Origin of the sequence: Neobacillus sp. WH10 (genome assembly GCF_030123405.1) — a bacterium.
Lineage (GTDB): Bacteria > Bacillota > Bacilli > Bacillales > Cytobacillaceae > Neobacillus.
The window spans coordinates 5,375,009-5,401,969 of record NZ_CP126110.1 but is presented as its reverse complement, the minus strand read 5'-3'; the positions used below and the strand labels follow the sequence as shown (position 1 = coordinate 5,401,969).

Below are 26,961 nucleotides of genomic sequence, written 5' to 3'. Positions count from 1 at the left end.
AAATTTATTATTTTCTACTACTTACAAAAACAGGGGATAGGAAAACAAAGAAAGGGGCGTTTTACATGAATGGTCTTTTATGGGTCAACCTCATTGCATTTTTGGCTGTAACCGCTTACGCAATCAGTCTGTTCGTTTATGTGGTCAAAACGAGGATTGAATTTATTAAGCTTGGCAAAAAGGTCGAGTTTGACAACAATGTGAAAGAGCGTCTGCAAAAAATTTGGGTGAATGTGTTTGGGCAGAAGAAGCTGCTAAAGGATAAAAAAAGCGGCGCCATCCACGTCATGTTTTTTTACGGCTTTATTTTAGTTCAATTTGGTGCCATTGACTTTATTATCAAAGGGATTAAACCTGGGGCACACCTGCCGCTTGGTCCGCTGTATGCCGGGTTTACTTTTTTCCAAGAAATCGTCACCTTGATGATCTTAGTTGCCGTCATTTGGGCATTTTATCGCCGTTATGTGGAAAAATTAGTCCGTTTAAAGCGTAATTTTAAATCAGGCCTTGTGCTGTTGTTTATCGGCGGCTTGATGGTTTCTGTTTTAATTGGAAACGGCATGTCAATCATTTGGCACGGCGAAGACCCTGCATGGACAGAGCCTGTCGCCTCCGTCATTTCCATGGCATTTTCATGGCTTGGTGAAACTGCAGCCGTTGTCATTTTTTATCTGGCATGGTGGGCGCATTTATTATTCTTGTTAACCTTCTTAGTTTACGTACCGCAGTCCAAGCATGCGCACTTAATTGCCGGACCGGCAAACGTCTACTTTAACCGATTAGAAAAACCAGGTAAGTTGAAAAAGGTTGATTTTGAAGATGAATCACAAGAATCGTTTGGAGTTGGAAAAATTGAAGACTTTACTCAGCACCAAATGATTGATTTTTATGCCTGTGTTGAATGCGGGCGCTGTACCAATATGTGTCCGGCTACTGGAACGGGTAAAATGCTGTCACCAATGGACATAATTGTGAAAATGCGTGACCATCTTACCAATTATGGCGCCTCGGTTACCTCGAAGCAGCCATGGGTGCCGACGTTCGCTTTTGCTAACACGAAAGGAAATCAAATTGCCCTTGCTGCAGCAGGGCAAGGTGCTCAGGAATCTGCTGCTGCTCTCGCTTACAGCCCAAGCCTAATCGGTGATATCATTACCGAAGAAGAAATTTGGGCTTGTACAACGTGCCGCAACTGTGAAGACCAATGCCCGGTGATGAATGAGCACGTTGACAAAATTATCGACCTGCGCCGTTATCTTGTTTTAACAGAAGGAAAAATGGACGCTGATGCCCAGCGCGCGATGACAAATATTGAGCGCCAAAGCAATCCGTGGGGCTTAAACCGTAAAGAGCGTGAGAGCTGGCGTGAAGCGCGCGAGGATGTTCATATTCCTACTGTAAAAGAAATGAACAAGGCCGGAGAAGAATTTGAATACTTATTCTGGGTTGGTTCGATGGGATCCTATGATAACCGCAGCCAAAAGATTGCGTTATCGTTCGCGAAGCTGATGAATGAAGCAGGAGTGAAGTTCGCTATCCTTGGAAATAAAGAGAAGAACTCCGGTGACACACCGCGCCGCCTTGGAAACGAGTTCTTGTTCCAAGAACTTGCTGTAAAAAATATCGAGGAATTTGAAAAGGCTGAGGCGAAGAAAATCGTTACGATTGACCCGCATGCCTATAATATTTTCAAAAATGAATACCCTGATTTCGGCTTAGAGGCGGAAGTGTATCACCACACAGAAATTCTTTATGACCTTGTAAGGGATGGACGACTTGTTCCGAAGCATGCAGTAAACGAAACGATCACTTTCCATGATTCTTGTTACTTAGGCCGTTACAATGACGTTTACGATCCACCAAGGGAAATTTTAAAAGCGATTCCAGGCGTGAGACTTGTGGAAATGGAACGTAATCGTGAAAAAGGAATGTGCTGTGGGGCCGGCGGCGGTTTGATGTGGATGGAGGAAGAAACAGGCCACCGTATTAACGTAAGCCGAACGGAGCAAGCTCTAGCCGCTAATCCTTCGGTGATCAGTTCTGGCTGTCCATACTGCTTAACGATGCTCTCAGACGGAACAAAGGCAAAAGAGATCGAAGAAAAGGTTTCCACCTACGATGTAGCTGAATTGCTTGAAAGAGCAGTTTGCGGCGCCCCTGAATCGTTTGCGTCTTAACATGGATTTTGGCTAATTGTTAGCAATAAATGAAGTTGGGATCCAATCCCAAGAAATAAATCAGAAATATAGAATAGCAGGAGTTGGGAATTTTCGAAGAATTTGAATAATTTCGTGTAAAACATTTCAACTTCTGCTATTTTTTATGTAAAATAGTTTATATGAATAAAAACGCTTACATTTCCTCTTTTTGTTAATAGAGCGTTGGCAGTAAGGCTGGCGCTAAATTTTTCACAAAATAATGAGCGAGCGTTCAGTCACCGGTTTATTAAAAGGATTTTTTAAATTTATATGACTGAATATTGGGAAAAGGGAGAGTGTTTAGAATGGGAAAAACAGTTATTTTAAGCGGGGTTAGAACACCATTTGGAAAATTAGGGGGAGCATTGAGCAGCTTTACTGCTTCACAGCTTGGGGGATTCGCTGTAAAAGAGGCATTGGTACGAGCAGGTGTAAAGCCAGAAGAAGTACAGGAAGTCATTCTTGGAACAGTTTTACAAGGTGGACAGGGGCAAATCCCTTCCCGCCAGGCAGCGCATTATGCCGGCCTTCCATGGGAAGTTAAAACAGAAACGATTAATAAAGTCTGTGCCTCCGGGATGCGCTCTGTTACATTAGCCGATCAAATCATTCGTGCAGGAGACGAAGAAGTGATCGTCGCAGGCGGGATGGAATCGATGAGCAACGCCCCATATATTTTACCAAAAGCAAGATGGGGCTTTAGAATGGGCGATTCTTCCGTTAAGGATTTAATGATTCATGACGGCTTAAGCTGCAGCTTTACCGGTGTTCACATGGGGACTTACGGAAACTCGACAGCCGCAGAAATGGAGATTACGCGTGAGGCTCAGGACGAGTGGGCATTAAGAAGTCATGTCCGGGCACTTGCGGCCATCGAGAGCGGGAAATTAGCTAAAGAGATTGTTCCAGTAGAGGTACCGCAGCGAAAAGGGGCACCGGTCGTTGTCACGCAAGACGAGGGGCCGCGAAAAGATACTTCTTTAGAACGTCTTGCCAAACTAGCGCCAGTCTTTAATTCAACAGGAACGATTACCGCCGGGAATGCCCCTGGTGTTAATGACGGTGCGGCCGCCCTCGTGCTCATGAGTGAAGAACGTGCTGTACGGGAATGCCGTGAGGTGGAAGCCGTAATTCTTGGCCATGCCGCAATTGCTATAGAAGCAAAGGATTTCCCGCAAACACCGGGACTTGTCATTAATGAACTTTTACGAAAAACCGGCAGAAGCTTAGATGAAATTGATTTGTTTGAAATTAACGAAGCCTTTGCCGCTGTTGCTTTAGTTAGCGGAAAAATAGCCGGACTAGACCCGGAAAAGGTCAATGTCAATGGCGGTGCGGTTGCGTTAGGGCATCCGATTGGCGCAAGCGGAGCGCGCATTATCATCACATTGATGCACGAACTGAAGCGCCGTGGCGGCGGAATTGGTATTGCTGCGATTTGCAGCGGCGGCGGCCAGGGTGATGCTGTGATGATCGAGGTGCCGAAATCAGAAGGGGAAAATTGATTCGCCGATAAATCATGCAAATTCGCTGATAAATTATGATTTTTTTAATAGATGTAGAAAAAATAGGAAATCTGCCAATCTAGTCATAAATAAAAGGAATTTTTTTAAAAGAAGGGCTGAAAATTATTTTTGGCTCCAAAATTGGAGGGGAAAACATGAAGGTTTCAAATGTAATGGTTATCGGCGCAGGGCAGATGGGCTCAGGAATTGCTCAGGTTTGTGCCCAAGCAGGATACAAGGTGGTATTAAACGATTTAAAACCAGAATTCGTCGAGCGCGGCTTAGGAGTCATCAATAAAAATCTATCGCGCAGCGTCGATAAAGGCCGGATGACAGAGGAACAGAAGCAGGAAGTATTGGCAAGACTGACTACGTCAACAAACCTGAACGATGCAAGCGGTGTTGATCTTGTTATCGAAGCGGCTGTTGAAAATATGGAAATCAAAGCGAAGATTTTTGCCCAATTAGATGAAATTGTTCCGGAACATGTGATATTAGCGAGCAATACGTCATCACTACCCATCACCGAAATTGCTGCAGCGACGAAGCGTCCGGAAAAGGTGATCGGGATGCACTTTATGAATCCGGTACCGGTGATGAAACTCGTAGAAATTATCCGCGGCCTGGCAACAGCCGATGAAGTGTACCAAGTGATTGAAGATATGACAAAAACCTTGAGCAAGGTGCCGGTTGAAGTCAATGACTTCCCTGGATTCGTGTCCAACCGCATACTTATGCCAATGATCAACGAAGCGATTTATACGTTGTACGAGGGCGTTGCCACGAAGGAAGCAATTGACGAGGTGATGAAGCTCGGTATGAATCACCCAATGGGACCGCTGACCTTGGCTGATTTTATCGGCTTAGATACATGCTTGTTTATTATGGAAACGCTTCATGAAGGCTTCGGGGATGACAAATACCGTCCATGCCCGCTGCTGCGCAAGTATGTCAAAGCAGGCTGGCTCGGCAAGAAAACAGGACGCGGGTTCTACAAATACGAATAATAGTACGGCAAACGCCTGCAATTTTTTTATAAAAAATCCTCGGGAAGGGGAAATCAATGTGAATCTTACATTTACTGAAGAACAAGAAATGATGCGAAAAATGGTGCGCGATTTTGCCCAGAGCGAAATTGCCCCGTTTATAGAGAAGATGGAAAAAGGAGAATTCCCTCGAGAAATTCTTCGAAAAATGGGTGAACTTGGCCTGATGGGTATTCCAGTTCCGGAAAAATACGGCGGTGCCGAAATGGATTTTACCTCCTATATCATTGCGATAAATGAACTTTCAAAAGTAAGCGCCACAATTGGTGTCATTCTATCCGTTCATACATCGGTTTGTACGAACCCGATTCTTTACTTCGGGACAGAAGAACAGAAGCAAAGGTATGTTCCGAAGCTTGCCTCAGGAGAGTATTTGGGTGCCTTTTGTTTAACCGAGCCAAGCTCAGGTTCTGATGCCGCGAGCTTGAAGACCCGGGCTGTCAAGAAGGGCGATCACTATGTTCTCAATGGCTCAAAAATGTTTATTACGAATGGCGGCGAGGCCGATATTTATATCGTTTTTGCGACTACCGATCCGAAATTAGGCACAAAAGGCATTGCCGCGTTTATTGTGGAAAAAAATACCCCTGGTCTCATTATCGGTAAGGATGAGAAAAAAATGGGCTTGCACGGATCAAGAACCGTACAGCTGACGTTTGAAGATTTGCATGTCCCAGTGGGAAATCTTTTGGGCAATGAAAGTGAAGGCTTTAAAATTGCCATGGCAAACCTAGATGTTGGCCGTATTGGGATCGCGACACAGGCACTCGGAATTGCCGAGGCTGCGCTAATGGCAGCAACTGCCTACGCGAAGGAACGCCAGCAATTTGGCAAGCCGATTGCTGCGCAGCAAGGGATTGCCTTTAAGCTAGCTGACATGGCGACAAGTGTCGAGGCAGCAAAACTATTAGTTTATCGTGCCGCGGATTTACGGAGCCAAGGCTTGAAATGCGGCTTGGAAGCCTCGATGGCAAAGTTGTTTGCTACAAGGACAGCAGTTGAGGTCACTTCTGAAGCGATTCAAGTATTTGGCGGCTATGGCTATACGGAAGATTACCCAGTTGAACGCTACTTCCGCGATGCTAAGGTAACGGAGATCTACGAAGGTACGAGTGAAATTCAGCGGATTGTGATTAGTAAGTATCTTTAATTTGGAAGAGAAAAGTGTTATTTTTGCGATATTATCCAATAAATGTTGTAAAGTATCTCAAATATGTCATAAAGAGCCTGGAAAACGTCGTAAGCAATGAAAAATAGGTAGTAATGGGAAAAAAATAGGTAGTAAACATAAAAGGAGGACTAAAAAATGCAATTTAAATTATCCGAAGAGCATGAAATGATTCGCAAAATGGTGCGTGATTTTGCGCGAAATGAAGTGGCACCGACAGCGGCGGAGCGGGATGAGGAAGAACGCTTTGACCGGGAGATTTTTGACAAAATGGCGGAGCTAGGCTTAACAGGGATTCCGTGGCCGGAAGAGTATGGCGGCATTGGCAGTGATTATCTTGCTTATTGTATTGCTGTAGAGGAGCTGTCCCGCGTTGATGCGTCAACAGGCGTACTTCTTTCTGCGCACACCTCCCTTGCCGGCTGGCCGATTTACAAATTCGGCAGCGAGGAGCAAAAGCAAACCTATCTGCGCCCAATGGCAGAAGGAACGAAAATTGGTGCATACGGCTTAACGGAACCTGGCAGCGGCTCCGATGCAGGCGGGATGAGAACGACAGCACGCCTAGAGGGCGACCATTACGTCCTCAACGGTTCAAAAATTTTCATCACAAACGGCGGCGTGGCCGATATTTATGTGGTGTTTGCCTTAACAGACCCATCAAGCAAGCAAAGAGGAACAACAGCATTTATTGTCGAGAGCGACTTCCCAGGCTTCTCTGTTGGTAAAAAAGAAAAGAAACTCGGTATTCGTTCATCACCGACAACTGAGATTATTTTTGAAGATTGCAAGGTTCCTGTTGCCAACAGGCTCGGGGAAGAAGGCGACGGCTTTAAAATTGCGATGATGACCCTTGATGGCGGCCGCAATGGCATCGCTGCCCAAGCTGTTGGGATCGCCCAAGGTGCCCTTGATGCAGCTGTTGACTATGCAAAGGAACGCCACCAGTTTGGCAAACCAATTGCTGCGAACCAAGGCATCAGTTTCAAGCTCGCTGATATGGCCACAAATATTGAGGCATCAAGACTATTAACCTATCAAGCGGCATGGCTCGAGTCAAACGGCTTACCATACGGTAAAGAATCAGCGATGTCAAAATTATTTGCAGGCGACACCGCGATGAAGGTGACGACCGAAGCGGTTCAAGTTTTTGGCGGTTATGGTTATACGAAGGATTACCCTGTAGAGCGTTTCATGCGCGATGCAAAAATAACCCAGATTTATGAGGGGACACAGGAAATTCAGCGCCTGGTTATTTCGAGAATGTTAACGAAATAACCATCTGGCATTAACAAACAGAAAGGCGGCAATTAAGGATCGCCTAATTTGAATAAAGGCGGTTAGCGGCATGAATAAGCGGGAAGTACAGGCTTCGGTTAAGGATGAGCGCCTTGTGCAAAAAAGACGGGATCAAATGATCAAAGGGGCCGTAGCACTTTTTAAACAAAAGGGGTTTCACCGGACGACGACAAGGGAAATTGCCAAAGCTGCAGGATTTAGCATCGGTACGCTGTATGAATACATTCGCACAAAGGAAGACGTGCTTTATCTTGTTTGTGACAGCATTTATGACCATGTCAGTGAGCGCCTGCAGCAGGATCTCGCCTTGAAAAAGGGGACATTGGATAGCTTAAAGCTTGGAATTGCCAACTTTTTTCAGGTGATGGATGAGATGCAGGCGGAAGTACTCGTGATGTATCAAGAAGTAAAGTCGCTTTCGAAGGACGCTCTTCCATATGTGTTAAAAAAAGAAATGGAAATGGTCGGCATGTTTGAGAACCTGCTTTCGAGATGTGTCGAAAATGGAGAGCTCCATCTGTCAGAGAAACAAGTGCAAATCATTGCTCATAATATTTTTGTCCAGGGGCAAATGTGGGGCTTCCGCCGCTGGGCGTTAAGGAAATTATTTACCCTGGAAGAATATATTGAATTGCAGACTGAAAATTTATTATCGGGGATTAGTGGAGAGGTCCCGGCGGCTGCAAAAGTTCCGGAACAATAGCAAATGGCCGCAGGGTTCAATTATTGGAACAGCAGTGATGTGATCGAATTCAACTTTCGGAACAGGAGTTAACGGTAACCGAGTTTCAATTTCTTAACAACAGTAACCGGTAAACGTGGCTCAGCTCCGCGAGGTCTCGTTGACTGTACAAAGTTCCGAAAAAGTAATAAAGGCAGCGAATGGGGAACGGAGTTTATTTTAACAAAAGGGGGAGCACGATGGGAAATTATCAGCCAAAGCATCATATCCGCTTTGTGACAGCATCGAGCTTATTTGACGGCCATGATGCTTCAATCAACATTATGCGCAGGATTCTCCAGGCGAGCGGGGCAGAGGTCATCCACCTTGGTCACAACCGCTCAGTGGAGGAGGTCGTGAACGCTGCGATTCAGGAGGATGTGCAGGGGATTGCGATTTCGTCTTATCAAGGCGGGCACGTTGAATACTTTAAATATATGTACGATCTGTTAAAGGAAAAAGGGGCGCCGAACATCCGCATATACGGCGGCGGCGGGGGGGTTATTATACCACGCGAAATAGATGAACTGCACCAATACGGGATTGCCAGGATTTTTTCGCCTGAAGATGGCCGGGTACTTGGCTTGCAGGGCATGATTGACCAGATGATTAGGGATTGTGACTTTGCCACTGTCACAACAGATGTAACCGAGCAAATCGAAAAACTGCCATCCGGAGACGTTAACAGCATTGCCAAGCTGATTACCTTAGCAGAGCTACATGTGGATAAAAGGAACGAGGCTGCGGCAACAGCAGAGCAGGTGCTTGAACAAGTAAAGTCACTCGAGAAAGGGATTCCTGTGGTTGGAATCACGGGAACGGGCGGAGCCGGAAAAAGTTCATTAACGGACGAATTAATCCGCCGCTTTATTAATGAATTCCCTGAGAAACGCGTAGCGATTCTATCGGTCGACCCGACAAAGCAAAAAACGGGCGGGGCGCTGCTCGGCGACCGAATTCGCATGAATGCGATTTTCTCACCGAATGTGTATATGCGCAGCCTCGCGACCCGAAGATCGAAAAATGAGCTTTCGCTGGCGATTAAAGATGCGGTGGCCGTGACAAAGGCAGCGGGATTTGACTTAGTAATCGTCGAAACAAGCGGTATTGGCCAAGGGGATGCGGAAATCACAGAAATCTGCGATGTGTCGATGTACGTAATGACCAGTGAATTTGGAGCACCGTCACAGCTTGAAAAAATTGATATGCTCGACTTTGCTGATCTAATTGTTATCAATAAATTTGAGCGTAAGGGTTCAGAGGATGCGAAGCGCCAGGTACAAAAGCAGTATCAGCGTAATCATATGCTGTTTGAGCAGGAGCTCGAGGAAATGCCGGTGTACGGCACGATTGCCAGCCAGTTTCATGACCCGGGCACGAATGCTTTATTTGCGGCGTTAGTGGAAAAGATTAATCAAAAGATGGCGACCGATTGGGTGACGTCTTTTAGCAAAAATGCAGTTGTTGAAAAGCAAAACGTCATCATCCCAACTGACCGCCGCTATTATTTACGGGAAATCTCGGAAACGGTACGTGGCTACCATAAGAAGGCAGAAGAGCAGGCAAATATTGCCCGGAAATTATTCCAGCTGGAAGGGGCGATTGCTGCAGTTAACGAGCAGCCGGAAGTAGTTGCAGCTTTAGGGGTAGTCCAGCAGGAAACCGAAGCCCTGCTGACGCCGGAATCAAGGAAAATTCTTGGTTCGTGGGCGCAAACTAAGGCTGCCTACGCCGGTGATCAATTCGTTACGAGAATCCGCGATAAAGAGATTATCACAGTGTTAAAATCAAAAAGCTTATCAGGACTTGATATTCCGAAAGTTGCTTTGCCAAAATATAAGGATTACGGTGAAATCCTTCGCTGGGTTTACCAGGAAAATGTTCCTGGCTCGTTCCCGTATACGGCCGGGGTATTCCCGTTCAAACGTGAGGGCGAAGATCCGAAACGGCAATTTGCCGGTGAAGGGACACCGGAACGGACGAACCGCCGTTTCCATTATTTATCGAAGGACGATGCCGCGAAGCGCTTAAGTACAGCGTTTGACTCGGTGACCTTGTATGGAGAAGACCCTGATCACCGCCCGGACATTTACGGAAAAGTCGGCGAGAGCGGTGTCAGCATTTGTACGCTCGACGACATGAAAAAATTGTATAACGGCTTTGATCTATGTCACCCGTCGACATCGGTATCGATGACCATCAATGGTCCGGCACCAATTATATTAGCGATGTTCATGAACACCGCGATTGATCAGCAGGTACAAGAGAAAGAAGCCGAGCTTGGCCGCGTATTGACGGTCGAAGAATTCGCGGAAGTTCGGGCGTATACTTTACGGACGGTTCGCGGCACGGTCCAGGCTGATATTTTAAAAGAAGACCAAGGCCAAAATACTTGTATTTTTTCAACAGAATTTGCTCTAAGGATGATGGGCGATATTCAGCAATATTTCATTGATCATCAAGTGCGCAACTACTATTCTGTTTCGATTTCCGGCTATCATATTGCTGAAGCAGGAGCTAACCCGATTTCACAGTTGGCGTTTACTTTGTCGAATGGGTTTACTTATGTTGAGTATTATCTGAGCCGCGGCATGAACATTGATGATTTCGCGCCGAATCTGTCGTTCTTTTTCTCGAATGGCTTAGATCCGGAGTATACGGTAATAGGACGGGTGGCTCGCCGGATTTGGGCAACGGTGATGCGTGATAAGTATGGTGCGAACGAGCGCAGTCAAAAGCTGAAATATCATGTTCAGACATCGGGGCGTTCACTGCACGCCCAGGAAATTGATTTCAACGATATCCGCACAACCCTACAGGCGTTAATGGCCTTGCATGATAACTGTAATTCGCTGCACACGAATGCCTATGATGAGGCGATTACGACGCCAACTGAGGAATCGGTGCGCCGGGCGATGGCGATTCAGATGATAATTACAAAAGAGCACGGGTTGACGAAAAATGAAAATCCGCTTCAAGGTTCTTTCGTGGTAGAAGAACTGACGGATCTTGTTGAGGAAGCCGTTCTCCAGGAATTCGAACGCTTGAACGACCGAGGCGGGGTGCTTGGTTCGATGGAAACTCAGTACCAGCGCGGCAAAATCCAGGATGAGTCGATGTACTATGAAATGAAAAAGCATACCGGTGAATTGCCGATAATCGGGGTCAACACGTATTTGAACCCGAACCCTCCTTCAGAGGAAGACGTGAATAATATGGAACTGGCTCGGGCAACGACCGAGGAAAAGGAGCTGCAAATTCATAATTTGCGCGCCTTCCAGGAAGCGCACGCACTTAAAGCGGCGGATGCCTTAAAACGATTGAAAGAAGCGGCTGTCAGCGGAGGAAATATTTTTGCTGAACTTATGGAAACCGTTCAAGTTGCAAGCCTCGGCCAAATTACAAGGGCACTATATGAAGTCGGCGGGCAGTATCGCCGGAATATGTAAAAATAAGGTAAAAAGTGTCAAGCACCCTCACAGTATTGCAGAAGCTGAACAATTCCCAAAGTTAATTTAGTATTCATTTTTTATATACAATGGCTTTTATCTATAAGCCATTGTATTTTTTTAGTAAATTTATTTTTCTTGGAGATATTAAAATAATCATTTATCTTATATAATCAAACTATCGTTCAAACTTATAAGGGAATACAGGCAGGTGAGTACAGATGAAAGCTAGTCACATAATTATTGTTTTAATCATTTTTGCCTGGCCATTATACTATCTCTATCAACTTCAATTAGGTGCCGTCTCTTTCCTGTTGCTGGCCATCTTCTTCCTTGTCATTACGATTAAGGAGACAAAAAAACTAAGGGCACAGAAGGAAAAAGAACTGCCGAGGGAAAAAATCAAGTGATTGTCTAACTAGAACTAGCATAAACAGCAAGAATTTGTTTATAATGAAGAATATGCAAATTAATAGAAAAGCGGAAGCGCCTTCGGAACCGCAACCTTGTTCCTACGAGGATTATTCTAAGGAGCTTTCCTTAGTTCTCAGGGCCTTATGACCCCGAGCCCTAGGCGCTGGAGCTAGCCAACAAGAAAAGCGGAAGCGCCTTGAACAGGGGCGACAGGCATAAGACGAGCTGGCGAGAAGGCTGCATTTTAGCCTTCTTGACAGATTGGCTTATGACCCCGAGCCCTAGGCGCTGGAGCTAGCCACAAAAGAAATGCCCTTAACTACTCGATTAAGAGAGTGTTAAATAGAGAAAGGAAGTGCCAATATTGAGTTTAGCACAATACTCAAAAGAGGAATTAAAAGAGTTATCCCTCATCGAAATGGCTTATGAATTTTTAAAAAATAGCAAACAGCCAATCTCATTTAATGAATTGGTAAAAGAGATTCAAGCAGCTGCTGGTATTTCTGAACAGGAGATCAGATCCCGCCTGGCACAATTTTATACGGACATCAACATCGATGGCCGCTTCCGCTCACTAGGAGAAAACCGTTGGGGACTCCGCGTTTGGTATCCTGTCGATACAGCGGAGGAAGAAGTGGTTGCAGCCGTTAAAACGAAGAAGAAAAAGGCGAAGAAGGTTGTCGACGAAGAAGATTTCGATGAAATTGAAGATGAAGATTATGATGACCTCGATGATTTTGCCGATGAAGACGATCTTCTGGATGATGAAGATGATCTCGATCTTGACGAAGTCGATGAATTTGACGAAGATGACGATGATGATGTCCTTGAGGAAGATGAAGAATTTGAGCTGGATGAAGACGAAGCTCTTGATGATGAGCTGGAAGAAGAGGAAGACGAAGAAGAATTTGACAACGAGGAAGAAGAGGAAGACTTGTAATTCTTTTTCGAACGGAATCAACCGTGTCGATTTACTCTTGAAGAGGAAACCACTTGACTTTTTATTCTAGCCCTTGTATTATCTTTTTTGGGCTCCTTAAAAAAGGACAAATCACTATTTACTTATATGCGCTCCCTTGCAATAGCGAGAAGGAGCGCTTTTTATTTTTAAAAAACTCCCGTATAAAGGAGTTTTTTCGTTTTTGGAGTAATAGGGAAAATAATTTTTACAAAAAGTCCTTAAACAACCTGAATAATGTACAAACTGTAACTGAAAGGGGAATATTTATGACAAAGTATATTTTTGTAACCGGTGGGGTTGTTTCCTCACTCGGAAAAGGCATCACCGCGTCCTCTCTTGGGCGCCTCTTGAAAAACCGGGGCTTGAATGTAACAATACAGAAATTCGACCCATATATTAACGTCGACCCGGGAACGATGAGCCCATATCAGCATGGTGAAGTATTCGTAACTGGTGATGGTGCGGAAACAGACTTGGATTTAGGTCACTATGAGCGCTTTATTGATATCAATTTAAACAAGTATTCTAACGTAACGACTGGAAAAATTTATTCATCAGTGCTTAGAAAAGAACGCCGCGGCGATTATTTGGGTGCAACTGTACAGGTTATTCCTCACATTACGAATGAAATTAAGGATCGCGTTTTCCGTGCTGGTAAGGAGACAAATGCCGATGTGGTTATCACGGAAATCGGTGGTACGGTTGGTGATATCGAATCACTGCCATTTTTAGAAGCTATCCGCCAAATTAAAAGTGATATCGGCCGTGACAATGTAATGTATATTCACTGTACGCTAATCCCGTACATCAAAGCTGCAGGGGAAATGAAGACAAAACCGACACAGCACAGTGTAAAAGAGTTGCGCAGCCTTGGTATTCAGCCAAATATTATCGTGGTGCGTACAGAAATGCCGGTTTCACAAGACATGAAGGACAAACTTGCCTTGTTCTGTGATATCGATGCGAAAGCAGTCATCGAATGTCAGGATGCAGATACCCTTTATTCGATCCCGCTTGCACTTCAAGAGCAAAATATGGACCAAATTGTCTGTGACCATCTGAAATTAGACACGAATAAAGCAGATATGACCGAGTGGAAGGCGTTAGTTGACCGCGTTCTGAACCTATCGAACAAAACGCGCATTGGTCTTGTCGGGAAATATGTAGAGCTGCAAGATGCCTATATCTCTGTTGTAGAAGCGATGAAGCATGCCGGTTATTCTTTTGATTCTGATGTGGAAATTAAGTGGATTAATTCAGAAGAGGTTACAAGAGAAAATGTAGCTGAGCTTCTTGATGAAGTGGATGGAGTGCTTGTTCCTGGAGGCTTTGGTGACCGCGGGATTGAAGGGAAAATTGAAGCAACCCGCTATGCACGTGAAACGAAGAAACCATTCCTAGGCATTTGTTTAGGGATGCAGCTGGCAACGATTGAATTTGCCCGTAATGTTCTAGGGCTAAAAGATGCCCATTCTGCAGAATTTGTGCCTGAAACTGCACATCCAATTATTGATTTACTTCCAGAGCAGAAGGATGTCGAGGACTTAGGTGGAACACTTCGTTTAGGTCTATATCCTTGCCGTTTGATTGAAGGAACGAAGGCATATGCTGCCTATGAGGATGAAGTAGTGTATGAGCGTCATCGTCACCGTTATGAATTTAACAATCATTATCGTCAAGAAATGGAAGCACACGGCTTTGTTTTCTCTGGTACGAGCCCAGACGGCCGTTTGGTTGAAATTATTGAGCTTACGGATCACCCATGGTTCGTAGCTTCCCAGTTCCATCCGGAATTTGTTTCAAGACCAACGCGTCCTCAGCCGTTGTTCAGGGATTTTATTAAGGCAACGATTCAAAAGTAAGTTAGATTGGTTAAAAAAATATATTGGTGATGGACCAGTTCTCCGTTTTGCGGGGGATTGGTCTTTTTTGTGGTAATAATGGTTATAAATGTATATAAGATAATTGTTGGAAAATGGGCCAAAGCATCGGAAAAATCAACCATAAACAAAAAATTAGCTTTAGAAAAAAAAGGACCCATTTACAGGGCCGTTTTACTCCTCATATTCCGCTAACATCTCATCAATTATTAATTTCAGGCCATAATAAACGAATAATGCCGCCATCGAGGACGGATAACCATAACGGTTTCCAAAATCATCGGGTAGTAAGCCTTTTGTCAGCCGTAAATCGATATGAACATCAGCCAATTCCACAAAATCATCGTCTGCATCAGGCTCCATCACCGTAGAAACAGCAACGAATGGAACCCCTTTTTCTCGGAGCTGCACCGCCAGAGCTAATGCGTCCTTATCAACTGAGGTGCGAGTAAAAATCAGCACGCGATCGGATCCGCTAAGTTCGTCTACACCTGCCGATGTCAGCACCTTTGCCCCCTTAAACGGCTCGGCACCTTCTAGTGCCTCATATTCGACAGCCTTCATTTCCTTCGTGCTAAAAATATAGAGTGACCCGTCTCCAACTGGAGCTTGGGCAAGTAAACGGGCCCCGTCCTCAAACGAAAATTCCTCTTTTTCATTTATTTTTTTAAACACGCCAGTTAATTGGGTAGTAAACATTTTTAACATAAAAAACCCTCCTTATCTCCATCACTATTATAAACTTTTTCCTAAATAGGAAAAAATAATTGCTTATTTCCACAAAATAACACTGTTGCAGCAAAAAACAGGCAGGAACTTTCCTCCTTTAAGTAGAATATTTACAAATGATATGTATAGGGGTTTAGTTGATTAATAAATCAAGGAAGAGGTGGAGTTAATGAAAGAAAAAATTTTAATTGTAGACGATCAATTTGGCATTCGAATTTTGCTAAATGAGGTATTTCAAAAAGAAGGGTATCAAACATTTCAGGCAGCGAATGGCATTCAGGCACTGGACATTGTCACAAAGCATGATCCCGACCTTGTTCTGCTTGATATGAAAATACCGGGAATGGATGGAATTGAAATTTTAAAACGAATGAAAGTCATTGACCCAGATATTCGTGTCATTATCATGACTGCCTATGGTGAATTGGATATGATTCAAGAAGCCAAAGACCTTGGTGCAATAACCCATTTCGCAAAGCCTTTTGACATTGATGATATCAGGGCAGCTGTTCGTAAACATATTCCGCAAAAAGCGAATTAACACCGGAAGCTAAGGCTTTCGAGTGGTAATCTATATTAAAAATTTCTAACTTGTCAGCGTAATATTGTTTGAAAGACTTCAACAATCGGCATATTTTTTTAAAGCCAGCCAAATTAGCAGTATTTTCTTTTAAAAAAGACAAGTAATATTTCCGAAACTCATCCCTAAAAAGCCGATTTTAAAATGGGGACGCTTTCATTGTGACAGTTTAAAAAACTGCGTTTGAATAATGGAATTTCCTCCGTTGTTTTGTTATGATACATATGAACTTTTTACAGGCTGAATATCATTTTCGATTTATACATAAACGTCAAATCAGAGGGAAAACCTTTAATGGAAGACCCTGTTTCGAGATGATATCAACCTAATATAAGGAGGAAGAGAAATGCCTTTAGTATCTATGAAAGACATGCTTAATAAAGCGAAGGCGGAAGGCTACGCTGTTGGGCAATTTAACATTAATAACTTAGAATTTACCCAGGCAATTCTTCAAGCTGCCGAGGAAGAAAAATCACCAGTAATTCTTGGTGTTTCTGAAGGTGCAGGCCGCTATATCGGCGGTTTCAAAACTTGTGTAAAAATGGTAGAAGGATTATTAGAAGATTATAAAATTACTGTACCTGTGGCGATTCATCTTGACCACGGTTCAAGCTTTGACAAATGTAAAGAAGCCATTGATGCCGGCTTCACATCTGTTATGATTGATGCTTCCCACCACCCATTTGAAGAAAATGTTGAAACAACTTTAAAAGTGGTTGAGTATGCTCACGCTAAAGGTGTCTCCGTTGAAGCGGAACTCGGAACTGTTGGCGGACAAGAGGACGATGTTGTAGCTGATGGCATTAAGTATGCAGATGCAAATGAATGTGTCGAGCTTGTAAAACAAACTGGCATTGACTGCCTTGCTCCAGCATTAGGTTCTGTTCATGGCCCTTACAAAGGCGAACCAAAACTTGGTTTCAAAGAAATGGAAGAAATCGGAAACCTTACCGGTGTACCATTAGTCCTTCACGGCGGTACTGGAATCCCAACAAAGGATATCCAAAAATCGATTTCCCTTGGTACAGCTAAAATCAATGTAAACACAGAAAATCAAATTACTTCTGCAAAGGCTGTCCGTGAAGTTTTAGCAGCAAAACCAAATGAATATGATCCACGCAAATATTTAGGCCCAGCTCGCGACGCCATCAAAGAAACTGTCATCGGTAAAATGCGCGAATTCGGTTCATCAAACAAAGCGTAATAAGAGAATCGAAAGCGCCATTTATCATTGTTCGGCAGCCACTGAACAATAATCGATGTTAAAAATTGGATATTTATTCCAAAAAAGGTGTCAGGCACCTTTTGGAATTTCATTGTAATTGTGATAATATGAAAACCGCCCTTAACAAGAGGGCGGTTTCAGTGTGTAAATAAGAAACTGAAAATTTAGTCGAAATCTGGAGGGAAAAACATGAAATTTTTTATTGATACAGCAAATTTAGCTGATATTAAAAAGGCATATAAAATGGGAGTTTTATCTGGTGTAACAACAAACCCTTCTTTAGTTGCTAAAGAAGGTGTGAAATTCGAGGATCGAATCGAGGAAATTTTACAAGCAGTACCTGAAGTTGAATCTGTATCTGCAGAAGTATCACCTTATGCCGAAACAGCTGAACAGATGATCGCAGAAGCTGAAGAACTAATCAAAATTAATGGCGGGGATGAAAAAGTCACCATCAAAGTTCCAATGACAGTAGCAGGCTTAGAGACTACTCGTTATCTTGCAAAAAAAGGTGTTAAAGTCAATGTAACACTAATCTTCACGGTTAACCAAGCGCTTTTAGCAGCACGTGCAGGCGCAGCATATGTTTCACCATTCTTAGGTCGTTTAGATGATATTTCTGAAGATGGTGTACTATTAGTAGCGAAAATAGCAGAATTATTCCGTATCCATAACTTAGATGCCCAAATCATTGCTGCATCTGTTCGTCATCCAGACCATGTAACACGTGTAGCTATGGCAGGTGCTCACATTGCAACCATTCCTTACAAAGTTATTGAACAGCTAACCAAGCATCCATTGACCGATAAAGGTATGGAAGGCTTCCTAAAAGACTGGAATGCTCACACTAACGCCTAAAAATTTCACGTTTTTTCCATTTTCGTGCAAATTTTTTTAATTTGGATACATGAAAATAGAATTTTCGTGTAAACTAAAGAATAGACAAGCTGTCGGAATTTGGCTTTTAGTGTTGGAAAAATATACCTAGAGCTTTGTTTGATTCAAGAGGACTTTTAAAAAAGCGTAAACGTCGTCAAATAAGTCTTTCGAGCCTTAGACTTGTGCTTACGAAAAAAATTTAAGTCCTATTCCATTCATCAGTCATGACATACATAGGGCTTAGAAGGGAGTCGAAAATGGAAAAACTTAAAATTGCGGGCGGATATCCGTTAAAGGGAACGGTTCGCATCAGCGGCGCAAAAAATAGCGCGGTCGCCTTAATTCCAGCAACCATTTTAGCAGAATCTCCAGTGACTATCGAAGGGCTGCCACATATTTCTGACGTGGAAATCTTGAAAGACCTGCTTGAAGAAATCGGCGGCAAAGTCAAGATCACGGAAGATGAAATGACGGTTGATCCCTCGACGATGATTTCCATGCCGCTGCCAAACGGTAAAGTGAAGATGCTGCGTGCGTCCTATTACTTAATGGGGGCTATGCTCGGACGCTTTAAAAAGGCGGTCATTGGTCTGCCGGGCGGCTGCCATTTAGGACCAAGGCCAATCGATCAGCACATTAAAGGCTTCGAAGCACTAGGCGCTCAAATAACGAACGAGCAAGGTGCAATTTATTTGCGTGCGGATGAACTTCGTGGTGCCCGCATTTACCTTGACGTTGTCAGCGTTGGTGCGACGATCAATATAATGCTTGCTGCGGTACGGGCAAAAGGACGGACCATTATAGAAAATGCCGCAAAAGAGCCGGAAATCATTGATGTTGCCACACTGTTAACGAACATGGGGGCAAAAATTAAAGGGGCTGGAACCGATGTGATACGGATTGATGGTGTGGATACTTTACACGGCTGCCGTCACACGATTATTCCTGACCGGATTGAAGCAGGGACGTACATGATTTTAGGTGCCGCTGTTGGTGAAGGGGTATTGATCGATAATGTGATTCCGCAGCACTTAGAATCGCTGATTGCTAAGCTCCGTGAGATGGGCGTGTACATTGAATCTGGGGATGATCAGGTGTTTGTTGACGGCTCTTCAAAATTGAAAGCGGTTGATATTAAAACGCTCGTGCATCCAGGATTCCCAACCGATCTGCAGCAGCCATTTACGACTCTTTTAACAAAAGCAACAGGCTCTAGCGTTGTTACCGATACTATTTATGGTGCCCGTTTTAAACATATTGATGAACTAAGAAGAATGAATGCTAATATTAAGGTTGAAGGACGCTCCGCGATCATTAACGGACCTGTGCAGCTCAATGGTGCTAAAGTGAAGGCAAGCGACCTGAGGGCTGGCGCAGCACTCGTCATCGCCGGTCTCATTGCCGAAGGAATTACTGAAGTCACCGGACTTGAGCATATTGACCGCGGCTACAGCAATCTCGTTGAAAAATTAAACGGCCTTGGTGCGACCGTTTGGCGGGAAACACTGACAAAGGAAGAAGTAGAACACCTGAAAAACACATAACTTTTTCGAGGTATTTTAGGCAGGCTCCTCGAAAAGGACTGATGCTTTTTTATGAAAGGTTTCGTACCTTACGTATTTGCTAAATTACTACTAAAAGAAAAAATGGTAATTTCTACTTAGATAGGCAAAAGTGAAAATGGGAGATGGAAACTGATGGAAAGAAGTTTAACGATGGAACTTGTCCGTGTCACAGAAGGGGCTGCCCTTGCTTCAGCTCGCTGGATGGGCCGCGGAAAGAAGGATGAAGCTGACGGTGCTGCAACCTCTGCGATGCGTGATGTGTTTGACACCGTTCCGATGAAAGGAACGGTCGTTATTGGTGAAGGGGAAATGGATGAGGCACCAATGCTCTATATTGGAGAAAAGCTTGGTACTGGCTATGGCCCGCGTGTTGATGTTGCTGTTGACCCGCTTGAAGGCACCAATATTTTAGCATCTGGCGGCTGGAATGCCTTAGCCGTTCTTGCTGTTGCCGATCATGGCAACCTCCTGCATGCACCGGATATGTATATGGAAAAAATCGCTGTTGGCCCTGAAGCAGTTGGGTGTGTCGATATTAATGCGTCTGTTTTAGACAACCTTAAAGCCGTAGCGAAGGCGAAAAACAAGGATATCGAGGATGTTGTAGCAACCGTCTTAAATCGTCCGCGCCATGAACATATCATTACCCAGCTTCGGGAAGCCGGAGCACGGATTAAACTCATCAACGACGGCGATGTCGCCGGCGCCATCAATACAGCTTTCGATAACACCGGAGTCGATATTCTCTTTGGTTCAGGCGGTGCGCCGGAGGGGGTGCTTTCGGCCGTTGCCCTCAAATGCCTCGGCGGGGAAATCATGGGGAAACTATTACCGCAAAGTGATGCCGAACTTGAACGCTGCATCAAAATGGGCTTGGATGTGAATCGTGTATTAAGGATGGACGACCTTGTAAAAGGCGATGATGCTATTTTTGCAGCGACAGGTGTTACAGACGGAGAACTTTTACGCGGTGTGCAATTCAAAGGCTCATACGGCTCAACACACTCCGTGGTCATGCGCGCCAAATCAGGTACGGTCCGCTTCATCGAAGGCCGCCACAGCCTAAAGAAAAAACCAAATCTAGTAATCAAATAATAAGAAAAGCGGAAGCGCCTTGCCCAGGGGCGATATAGGAAGACTTATCGATTGGCAAGCGTAGCGAAGCCAGAGATTAGTCTTCCTTAATGCGAACGATAGTAGCCAGGCATAAGACGAGCAGGCGAGAAGGTTGCACTTTAACCTTCTTGACTGATTGGCTTATGACCCCGAGCCCCTAGGCGCTGAAGCTAGACAATTCTCAAATTAGAAAACATGGTGTCAGGCACCGAAACTCCGGTTACTTCCTAGAGGATGTTGAATTAACCCCCCCGCCAGAAAAAATTTCCAACGGGTGAAATAAATAAATGTAGTTGATTAATTTTTTGTTCAGAGGGTAAAATAGTAATTGTTTTTAGTATGTATAATATCTGCAATTCTATTCATTTCTTTTCTACTTCCATTTCAATTCCTCTAATCTCTTAATTTTTATTTTTTACTCACAATCTCCCGCTGCCTAAAAAATAAGCGGTTTGATGGAAAAACTTTAAAGTGTGGTGTACAAATGGACTTAACAATTTCAAGTTTAGAAAATATGAAGCTAAAGGAACTTTATGAGCTTGCACGCGAATATAAAGTGACTTATTACAGCAAATTAACAAAAAAAGAATTAATTTTTGCGATTTTAAAATCTCGTGCCGAACAACAAGGGTACTTCTTCATGGAAGGTGTCCTCGAAATTATCCAGTCGGAAGGATTCGGATTCTTGCGGCCGATTAACTATTCGCCAAGTTCAGAGGATATTTACATTTCAGCATCGCAAATCCGTCGTTTCGATCTTCGTAATGGGGACAAGGTTTCCGGTAAGGTTCGTCCTCCAAAAGAAAATGAACGTTATTACGGACTCCTGCACGTTGAAGCTGTAAACGGCGAAGATCCGGAATCTGCGAAAGAACGCGTCTATTTCCCGGCGTTAACAGCGCTTTATCCAAATAGACAAATGAAGCTGGAGACGAATCCAAAATACCTTTCAACAAGGATAATGGATTTAGTGGCACCGGTCGGTTTTGGACAAAGGGGTCTTATTGTGGCTCCTCCTAAGGCAGGTAAAACGATGCTGTTGAAAGAAATCGCCAACAGTATTACGACGAATCACCCTGATGTCGAGTTAATCGTGCTGCTCATCGACGAGCGTCCGGAAGAGGTAACTGACATCGAGCGTTCTGTTGCTGGTGATGTCGTTAGCTCCACGTTTGATGAGGTGCCTGAAAACCATATTAAAGTGGCCGAGCTCGTGCTTGACCGGGCAATGCGCTTAGTCGAGCACAAACGCGATGTCGTTATTTTGATGGATAGTATTACGCGTCTTGCACGTGCGTATAACCTCGTGATTCCGCCAAGCGGCCGGACACTTTCCGGGGGGATTGACCCGGCAGCCTTCCACCGTCCAAAGCGTTTCTTCGGTGCCGCCCGTAATATCGAGGAGGGCGGCAGCTTGACGATCCTTGCAACGGCGTTGGTTGATACCGGATCCCGGATGGACGATGTTATTTATGAGGAATTTAAAGGGACAGGTAACATGGAACTGCATCTTGACCGTCAGTTGGCTGAGCGCCGGATTTTCCCTGCGCTTGATATCCGCCGTTCTGGAACTCGTAAGGAAGAATTGCTGATTCCGAAGGATCATTTGGATAAATTATGGGCGATTCGGAAGTCCATGTCTGACTCTCCAGAATTTGCCGAACGCTTCTTGAAAAAATTACGGCAAACGAAGTCAAATGAAGAATTTTTCGCGCAGCTTGGCGAGGAATTGAAGTCAAGACGTTCATAGGCTGATTACAGAGACTGTCTCTAGTTCAGTCGCAATTCTAGATTCCTTTTAAAAAAGAGACCAGCAAATCCCATCTTGCAAAAATAGGATGGCCTTGTTATAATGATTGCAGTGTGTTTTAAGTAATTCAGTGCTTGATTAGACAAGCACTTTAGATAACTCTGTTTCGAATGATTCAGGGCGGAAGGAGATGAAAAGAATGAAAGCAGGAATTCATCCAAATTATAAAACAGTTACGGTGACATGTGCATGTGGTAACACGTTTGAAACTGGTTCTGTTAAGAAAGAGATCCGTGTTGAAACTTGTTCAGAATGTCATCCATTCTATACTGGTCGTCAAAAATTCGCTGAAGCTGGCGGACGTGTTGACCGTTTCAACAAAAAATACGGCCTTAAGCAACAGCAACAATAATTGCGGAGGAACAGGCAAGAGGACTTTGACTTGCCTGTTTTTTATTGAGAAAAATACAATGTTGACATAGAGGTATAATATAAATACTTAAAGGCTGCTGAGCGTTGCTGCAAACGTAATTAGCGGTTTAATAATAAAAAAAGATCGTTTTAAGGGTTCGTTTTAAGGAAGGAGACGCCGTTTTATGTATTTAATGAAGCAAAGCGGATGGGTTGAGGTTATCTGCGGCAGTATGTTTTCTGGGAAATCCGAGGAATTGATTCGCCGTGTCAGACGAGCTCAATTTGCGAAACAAAAAATAGCTGTGTTTAAGCCAAAAATTGATAATCGCTATAGTGACCAATGTGTAGTTTCACATAATGGTTCTTCTTTTCATGCGACGCCAATTTCCCATTCGATTGAGATTTTGCATCATGTTGAAGCAGATATGGATATTATTGCGATTGATGAGATTCAATTTTTTGATGAAGGGATTGTCCGGGTGGTTCAGCAGCTGGCTGACAGCGGCCATCGCGTCGTGTGTGCCGGTCTCGACACGGATTTCCGCGGCGAGCCGTTTGGTCAAATGCCGGCGTTGATGGCCATCGCTGAATCCGTAACGAAGCTTCAGGCAGTCTGCACGGTTTGCGGCTCGCCATCAAGCCGGACACAGCGCCTTATTGATGGTCGTCCCGCATCCTACCACGACCCAGTCATATTGGTCGGCGCAGCCGAGGCCTACGAGCCGCGTTGCCGCCATCACCATGAAGTCCCAAAAACTACACCCGTCAATGCCCGATAGGTGTCTTCGAAAAGGGTGCCTGACACCATTAAGAACATGAACACTGTTCGAGAGCAGTTATTGGTGCCTGACACCTTTAATAATATAAACACTGTCTGAGAGTTGGTTTCTTGGGCAGTTTTTTTGTGTTGGAATGGGATTCATGGGGCTTGGCGGGATTTTTATGTTTTGGCGGAATTATTTTAAAGTTTGGCGGAATGCTAGAACTGTTTGCTGAAAAAAGGAAAAGTCGGAGGAATTCCCCAATAACCGAAGGCATGGAAAGATTTCTCTTGGCAAGGTCGACCTCCTGTCGGGCATGATAGTAATAGGAGGTGTAAATATGCTGAAAAAGTGGATGTTTCTTTCGCTGATTATGTTGTTTGCCTTAAGCGGATGTCAAAGTAATCGCGGTGCTGAAGAGGAAGCTTACGATCTGCGTAAAGACCGAACTGCGCCAAATTATATATCGAACCGTACGAATGACCAAAATGCTCTAGATAATATGACCAACCGCGAACGTGGTAAGAACAAGCAGCATTTAGTAGAGGATGATGTTACCAATCAAAATCCGAACTTCCTTGACCTAAATAGGACGGGAAGTGGCGGAGAGGCTGGTGCTGGAAATCAGGGCAACGATATCGATAAAGCCAAAAAGGTCATTGCCGATACGAACGAGTTTGTGGTCGACTCTGTCTGGGTGAATGGCGACCGGATGTGGGTGTCTGTTTATAAAAAAGGTATGCTTTCAGATCGGGGAAGGGTCGATGCAGAAGCACGGCTTCATCGGAAACTTGTTCAGGCCTTACCGAGATACAATATTGAAGTGCGGGTGCAGGAAGATCGGCGGTAACATGCTCTGATTTTTAGGGCATGTTTTTTTATAAGAAAGAAGCGGAGCGCCGCAAAAAATGAACAAATTTTATAAAATGAGTTGAAGTTCAACTAACGCCCCCTATTCTGTCATGTGATTTTGTCCGGAGTAGATGATGTTGTGGATCCATTTCCTCTTTCTGTGAGAGGCATCAAGGCAAATTATTAAAAAATAAACCCTCTAAAATAACCCTTCAAAAAATTTCTCCCGTAATTTGGTTTTGACGCTGGTTTTCACCTATACTATAATTAGAATGTTATGGACTAAAACTAGAGGTGAATGACTGTGTTTGATCGTCTACAATCGGTGGAGGATCGCTATGAAAAGTTGAATGAACTTTTAAGCGACCCAGAAATTATTAATGATACAAAAAAACTTCGTGAATATTCAAAAGAACAAGCTGATATACAAGAAACAGTACAAACTTACCGCCAATATAAAGAGGCTCGCGAGCAGCTTCAGGATGCTAGGGCAATGCTCGATGAGAAGCTGGATGCTGAGATGCGTGAAATGGTGAAGGAAGAAGTTAATGAGTTGGAAGCGCAGATTGAGGAATTAGAGGCGCGCATGAAGATTCTTCTGATTCCAAAGGATCCGAATGATGACAAGAACGTAATCTTTGAAATCCGCGGGGCAGCCGGTGGGGAAGAGGCGGCACTTTTTGCTGGTACACTTTACCGTATGTACAGCCGCTATGCAGAGGCGCAAGGCTGGAAAACGGACGTTATTGATGCGAACCCGACTGGTCTTGGCGGCTTCAAAGAGATTATTTTTATGATTAATGGTACGGGTGCATACTCCAAATTAAAGTATGAGAATGGGGCTCACCGTGTGCAGCGTGTGCCGGAAACCGAATCTGGCGGCCGGATTCACACGTCTACGGCGACGGTTGCGTGTTTGCCGGAAGCTGAAGAAGTAGAAATTGAAATTCATGATAAGGATATCCGTTTTGATGCGTTTGCCTCTAGCGGCGCCGGCGGACAGTCCGTTAATACGACGATGTCAGCTGTTAGGTTGACGCACATTCCAACAGGCATTGTGGTATCGTGTCAGGATGAGAAGTCGCAGCATAAAAACAAAGACAAAGCGATGAAGGTTTTACGTGCGCGTGTGTATGATAAGTTCCAGCAAGAAGCACAGGCGGAATATGATCAAGTGCGTAAGTCAGCTGTTGGTACCGGTGACCGTTCGGAGCGGATTCGGACGTACAATTTCCCGCAAAACCGAGTGACTGATCATCGAATCGGCTTGACGATTCAAAAGCTGGATCAGGTATTGGAAGGCAAGCTCGATGAAGTCGTTGATGCATTAATTCTCGACGACCAAGCGAGAAGACTGGAAGAAGCCTCTAATGAGTAAAAAAGTATTTGAAGCTCTGAAATGGGCTTCTTCTTTATTAATGGAAGCGAATCGAGAAGAGCATGCGGCGGAGCTACTGTTGCGGCACCTTACCAGGTGGTCGCGGGCGCAGTTGTTTGCCAATGTTCGAGATGATTTCCCTGCGGCTGTTTGGAAAGATTTTGAGCGAGCAGTATTCGAGCATGCAAAGGGTGTGCCGGTGCAATATATCATCGGGTCGGAGGAATTTTACGGCCGGACGTTTATTGTCAATGAAGAGGTGCTGATCCCGAGGCCGGAGACGGAGGAGCTCGTGGAGGGTGCGCTTAAACGGATGAAGCGGATCTTCGATGGATGCGGACGGAAAATCAAGCTTGTTGATATCGGAACAGGCAGTGGAGCGATTGCCATTAGCATGCAACTCGAATGGTCACCGAGTACGGTGCCTGACACTAATACTACTACAGAGGCAGTGCAAAGGGTGACAGGCACCAATACCACTGCGGAGGTAGTAGAAAAAGTGAGAGGCACTAAAACTGAAGAGCCATCGCTGACGGTATTTGCTTCAGATATTGCCGAGGAATCTTTAAAGGTAGCGAAGGAAAATGCCCGCCGACATCAAGCTGAGATTGAATTTGTGAAAGGTGATTTATTAAAGCCATTTATCGGCGGGGCGTTCGATGTGGTCATCTCTAATCCGCCGTATATTCCGCTTGGTGACCAGACAATGATGTCCGAGGTCGTAACAGAGCATGAGCCCCACCGGGCTTTGTTTGCTGGTGAGGATGGCTTGGATTTTTATCGCCGTTTTATGGTCGAACTGCCACAGGTGCTTGCACCTGCCGCGCTCGTATGTTTTGAAATTGGAGCCGGTCAGGGCGAAGCGGTAGCGGAGCTTTTTCAACAGGCATTCACGGATGTAAAAGTAGAGATAGTTAATGATATAAATGGCAAGGATCGCATGGTATTTGCTGAAATTGGCTTCGGGGTATAACGCCCGAGGCTTTTTTCTTTTTTAAAAACCTATTAGATTCAATTCTCAGCCCCGGTCATGGAAAAAATGTTGTGCGAGACATGAACATAATGAAGGCT

The 26,961-nt window shown here is 44.4% G+C and carries 22 protein-coding genes; 21 read left to right on the top strand and 1 reads right to left on the bottom strand.

Annotated elements, in window-relative coordinates; all coding sequences use genetic code 11:
- Nucleotides 1–65 precede the first annotated feature (65 nt).
- The 10 genes from QNH20_RS26085 to QNH20_RS26040 all read left to right on the top strand — a co-directional run bounded on the left by QNH20_RS26085 (nt 66) and on the right by QNH20_RS26040 (nt 14,623).
- Nucleotides 66–2,177, top strand: coding sequence for a (Fe-S)-binding protein (locus QNH20_RS26085; protein WP_283920815.1), 2,112 nt, complete (start codon nt 66–68; stop codon nt 2,175–2,177).
- A gap of 326 nt (nt 2,178–2,503) precedes the next feature.
- Nucleotides 2,504–3,703: an acetyl-CoA C-acetyltransferase gene (locus QNH20_RS26080; RefSeq protein ID WP_283920814.1), complete on the top strand. Its 1,200-nt coding sequence runs from the start codon at nt 2,504–2,506 to the stop codon at nt 3,701–3,703.
- Nucleotides 3,704–3,858: 155 nt separating this feature from the next.
- On the top strand, nt 3,859–4,710 hold the full coding sequence (locus QNH20_RS26075) for a 3-hydroxybutyryl-CoA dehydrogenase (RefSeq protein WP_283920813.1): 852 nt from the start codon (nt 3,859–3,861) through the stop codon (nt 4,708–4,710).
- Between the two features lie 58 nt (nt 4,711–4,768).
- Complete coding sequence (locus tag QNH20_RS26070) at nt 4,769–5,899, top strand: acyl-CoA dehydrogenase (RefSeq protein WP_283920812.1); 1,131 nt, start codon at nt 4,769–4,771, stop codon at nt 5,897–5,899.
- A 156-nt stretch (nt 5,900–6,055) separates the two neighbouring features.
- The gene (locus QNH20_RS26065) at nt 6,056–7,195 is read left to right on the top strand and encodes an acyl-CoA dehydrogenase (protein ID WP_283920811.1); all 1,140 of its coding nucleotides are present in this window, start codon (nt 6,056–6,058) and stop codon (nt 7,193–7,195) included.
- A gap of 70 nt (nt 7,196–7,265) precedes the next feature.
- On the top strand, nt 7,266–7,919 hold the full coding sequence (locus QNH20_RS26060) for a TetR/AcrR family transcriptional regulator (protein ID WP_283920810.1): 654 nt from the start codon (nt 7,266–7,268) through the stop codon (nt 7,917–7,919).
- 218 nt (nt 7,920–8,137) lie between these two features.
- Complete coding sequence (gene icmF / locus QNH20_RS26055; protein ID WP_283920809.1) at nt 8,138–11,386, top strand: fused isobutyryl-CoA mutase/GTPase IcmF; 3,249 nt, start codon at nt 8,138–8,140, stop codon at nt 11,384–11,386.
- A gap of 221 nt (nt 11,387–11,607) precedes the next feature.
- Complete coding sequence (locus QNH20_RS26050; RefSeq protein WP_283920808.1) at nt 11,608–11,796, top strand: hypothetical protein; 189 nt, start codon at nt 11,608–11,610, stop codon at nt 11,794–11,796.
- A 368-nt stretch (nt 11,797–12,164) separates the two neighbouring features.
- Nucleotides 12,165–12,740, top strand: a complete 576-nt coding sequence (rpoE, locus tag QNH20_RS26045) for a DNA-directed RNA polymerase subunit delta (protein WP_283920807.1) — start codon at nt 12,165–12,167, stop codon at nt 12,738–12,740.
- A 287-nt stretch (nt 12,741–13,027) separates the two neighbouring features.
- Nucleotides 13,028–14,623 (top strand): CTP synthase, encoded by a 1,596-nt coding sequence (locus QNH20_RS26040; protein WP_283920806.1) that lies wholly within the window; start codon nt 13,028–13,030, stop codon nt 14,621–14,623.
- A 192-nt stretch (nt 14,624–14,815) separates the two neighbouring features.
- On the opposite strand, the gene QNH20_RS26035 is transcribed toward QNH20_RS26040, so the two are convergent.
- Nucleotides 14,816–15,349: a DUF2529 domain-containing protein gene (locus tag QNH20_RS26035; protein ID WP_283920805.1), complete on the bottom strand. Its 534-nt coding sequence runs from the start codon at nt 15,347–15,349 to the stop codon at nt 14,816–14,818.
- A gap of 190 nt (nt 15,350–15,539) precedes the next feature.
- Here QNH20_RS26035 and QNH20_RS26030 point away from each other — a divergent pair, with 190 nt between their 5' ends.
- From QNH20_RS26030 to prmC, 11 genes are all read left to right on the top strand, one after another.
- On the top strand, nt 15,540–15,911 hold the full coding sequence (locus tag QNH20_RS26030) for a response regulator (protein ID WP_283920804.1): 372 nt from the start codon (nt 15,540–15,542) through the stop codon (nt 15,909–15,911).
- 385 nt (nt 15,912–16,296) lie between these two features.
- Nucleotides 16,297–17,154 carry a class II fructose-bisphosphate aldolase gene (locus tag QNH20_RS26025; protein ID WP_283920803.1) on the top strand — a complete coding sequence of 286 codons (858 nt, stop codon included), beginning with the start codon at nt 16,297–16,299 and terminating at the stop codon, nt 17,152–17,154.
- A gap of 210 nt (nt 17,155–17,364) precedes the next feature.
- Complete coding sequence (gene fsa / locus QNH20_RS26020; protein ID WP_283920802.1) at nt 17,365–18,033, top strand: fructose-6-phosphate aldolase; 669 nt, start codon at nt 17,365–17,367, stop codon at nt 18,031–18,033.
- Nucleotides 18,034–18,311: 278 nt separating this feature from the next.
- Nucleotides 18,312–19,598 carry a UDP-N-acetylglucosamine 1-carboxyvinyltransferase gene (locus tag QNH20_RS26015; protein WP_283920801.1) on the top strand — a complete coding sequence of 429 codons (1,287 nt, stop codon included), beginning with the start codon at nt 18,312–18,314 and terminating at the stop codon, nt 19,596–19,598.
- A gap of 153 nt (nt 19,599–19,751) precedes the next feature.
- Nucleotides 19,752–20,714, top strand: a complete 963-nt coding sequence (gene glpX, locus QNH20_RS26010; protein ID WP_283920800.1) for a class II fructose-bisphosphatase — start codon at nt 19,752–19,754, stop codon at nt 20,712–20,714.
- Between the two features lie 505 nt (nt 20,715–21,219).
- Complete coding sequence (gene rho / locus QNH20_RS26005; RefSeq protein WP_283920799.1) at nt 21,220–22,485, top strand: transcription termination factor Rho; 1,266 nt, start codon at nt 21,220–21,222, stop codon at nt 22,483–22,485.
- Nucleotides 22,486–22,684: 199 nt separating this feature from the next.
- Nucleotides 22,685–22,897 (top strand): 50S ribosomal protein L31, encoded by a 213-nt coding sequence (gene rpmE, locus QNH20_RS26000; RefSeq protein WP_149872389.1) that lies wholly within the window; start codon nt 22,685–22,687, stop codon nt 22,895–22,897.
- A 184-nt stretch (nt 22,898–23,081) separates the two neighbouring features.
- The gene (locus QNH20_RS25995) at nt 23,082–23,678 is read left to right on the top strand and encodes a thymidine kinase (protein ID WP_283920798.1); all 597 of its coding nucleotides are present in this window, start codon (nt 23,082–23,084) and stop codon (nt 23,676–23,678) included.
- A gap of 298 nt (nt 23,679–23,976) precedes the next feature.
- Entirely contained in the window at nt 23,977–24,510 is a 534-nt protein-coding gene (locus QNH20_RS25990) for a hypothetical protein (RefSeq protein ID WP_283920797.1), read from the top strand.
- A 306-nt stretch (nt 24,511–24,816) separates the two neighbouring features.
- A complete protein-coding gene (gene prfA, locus QNH20_RS25985) occupies nt 24,817–25,890 on the top strand; it encodes a peptide chain release factor 1 (protein WP_283920796.1) in 1,074 nt (357 codons plus the stop codon).
- Nucleotides 25,883–26,863, top strand: coding sequence for a peptide chain release factor N(5)-glutamine methyltransferase (prmC, locus tag QNH20_RS25980; RefSeq protein ID WP_283920795.1), 981 nt, complete (start codon nt 25,883–25,885; stop codon nt 26,861–26,863). The genes prfA and prmC overlap by 8 nt, the downstream gene beginning before the upstream one ends.
- Nucleotides 26,864–26,961 lie beyond the last annotated feature (98 nt).

Coding starts and splice junctions, on each gene's coding strand:
- QNH20_RS26085 (WP_283920815.1), top strand. CDS start 66: ATGAATGGTCTTTTATGGGTCAACCTCATTGCATTTTTGGCTGTAACC.
- QNH20_RS26080 (WP_283920814.1), top strand. CDS start 2,504: ATGGGAAAAACAGTTATTTTAAGCGGGGTTAGAACACCATTTGGAAAA.
- QNH20_RS26075 (WP_283920813.1), top strand. CDS start 3,859: ATGAAGGTTTCAAATGTAATGGTTATCGGCGCAGGGCAGATGGGCTCA.
- QNH20_RS26065 (WP_283920811.1), top strand. CDS start 6,056: ATGCAATTTAAATTATCCGAAGAGCATGAAATGATTCGCAAAATGGTG.
- QNH20_RS26060 (WP_283920810.1), top strand. CDS start 7,266: ATGAATAAGCGGGAAGTACAGGCTTCGGTTAAGGATGAGCGCCTTGTG.
- icmF (WP_283920809.1), top strand. CDS start 8,138: ATGGGAAATTATCAGCCAAAGCATCATATCCGCTTTGTGACAGCATCG.
- QNH20_RS26050 (WP_283920808.1), top strand. CDS start 11,608: ATGAAAGCTAGTCACATAATTATTGTTTTAATCATTTTTGCCTGGCCA.
- QNH20_RS26040 (WP_283920806.1), top strand. CDS start 13,028: ATGACAAAGTATATTTTTGTAACCGGTGGGGTTGTTTCCTCACTCGGA.
- QNH20_RS26035 (WP_283920805.1), bottom strand. CDS start 15,349: ATGTTAAAAATGTTTACTACCCAATTAACTGGCGTGTTTAAAAAAATA.
- QNH20_RS26030 (WP_283920804.1), top strand. CDS start 15,540: ATGAAAGAAAAAATTTTAATTGTAGACGATCAATTTGGCATTCGAATT.
- QNH20_RS26025 (WP_283920803.1), top strand. CDS start 16,297: ATGCCTTTAGTATCTATGAAAGACATGCTTAATAAAGCGAAGGCGGAA.
- fsa (WP_283920802.1), top strand. CDS start 17,365: ATGAAATTTTTTATTGATACAGCAAATTTAGCTGATATTAAAAAGGCA.
- QNH20_RS26015 (WP_283920801.1), top strand. CDS start 18,312: ATGGAAAAACTTAAAATTGCGGGCGGATATCCGTTAAAGGGAACGGTT.
- glpX (WP_283920800.1), top strand. CDS start 19,752: ATGGAAAGAAGTTTAACGATGGAACTTGTCCGTGTCACAGAAGGGGCT.
- rho (WP_283920799.1), top strand. CDS start 21,220: ATGGACTTAACAATTTCAAGTTTAGAAAATATGAAGCTAAAGGAACTT.
- rpmE (WP_149872389.1), top strand. CDS start 22,685: ATGAAAGCAGGAATTCATCCAAATTATAAAACAGTTACGGTGACATGT.
- QNH20_RS25995 (WP_283920798.1), top strand. CDS start 23,082: ATGTATTTAATGAAGCAAAGCGGATGGGTTGAGGTTATCTGCGGCAGT.
- QNH20_RS25990 (WP_283920797.1), top strand. CDS start 23,977: ATGATAGTAATAGGAGGTGTAAATATGCTGAAAAAGTGGATGTTTCTT.
- prmC (WP_283920795.1), top strand. CDS start 25,883: ATGAGTAAAAAAGTATTTGAAGCTCTGAAATGGGCTTCTTCTTTATTA.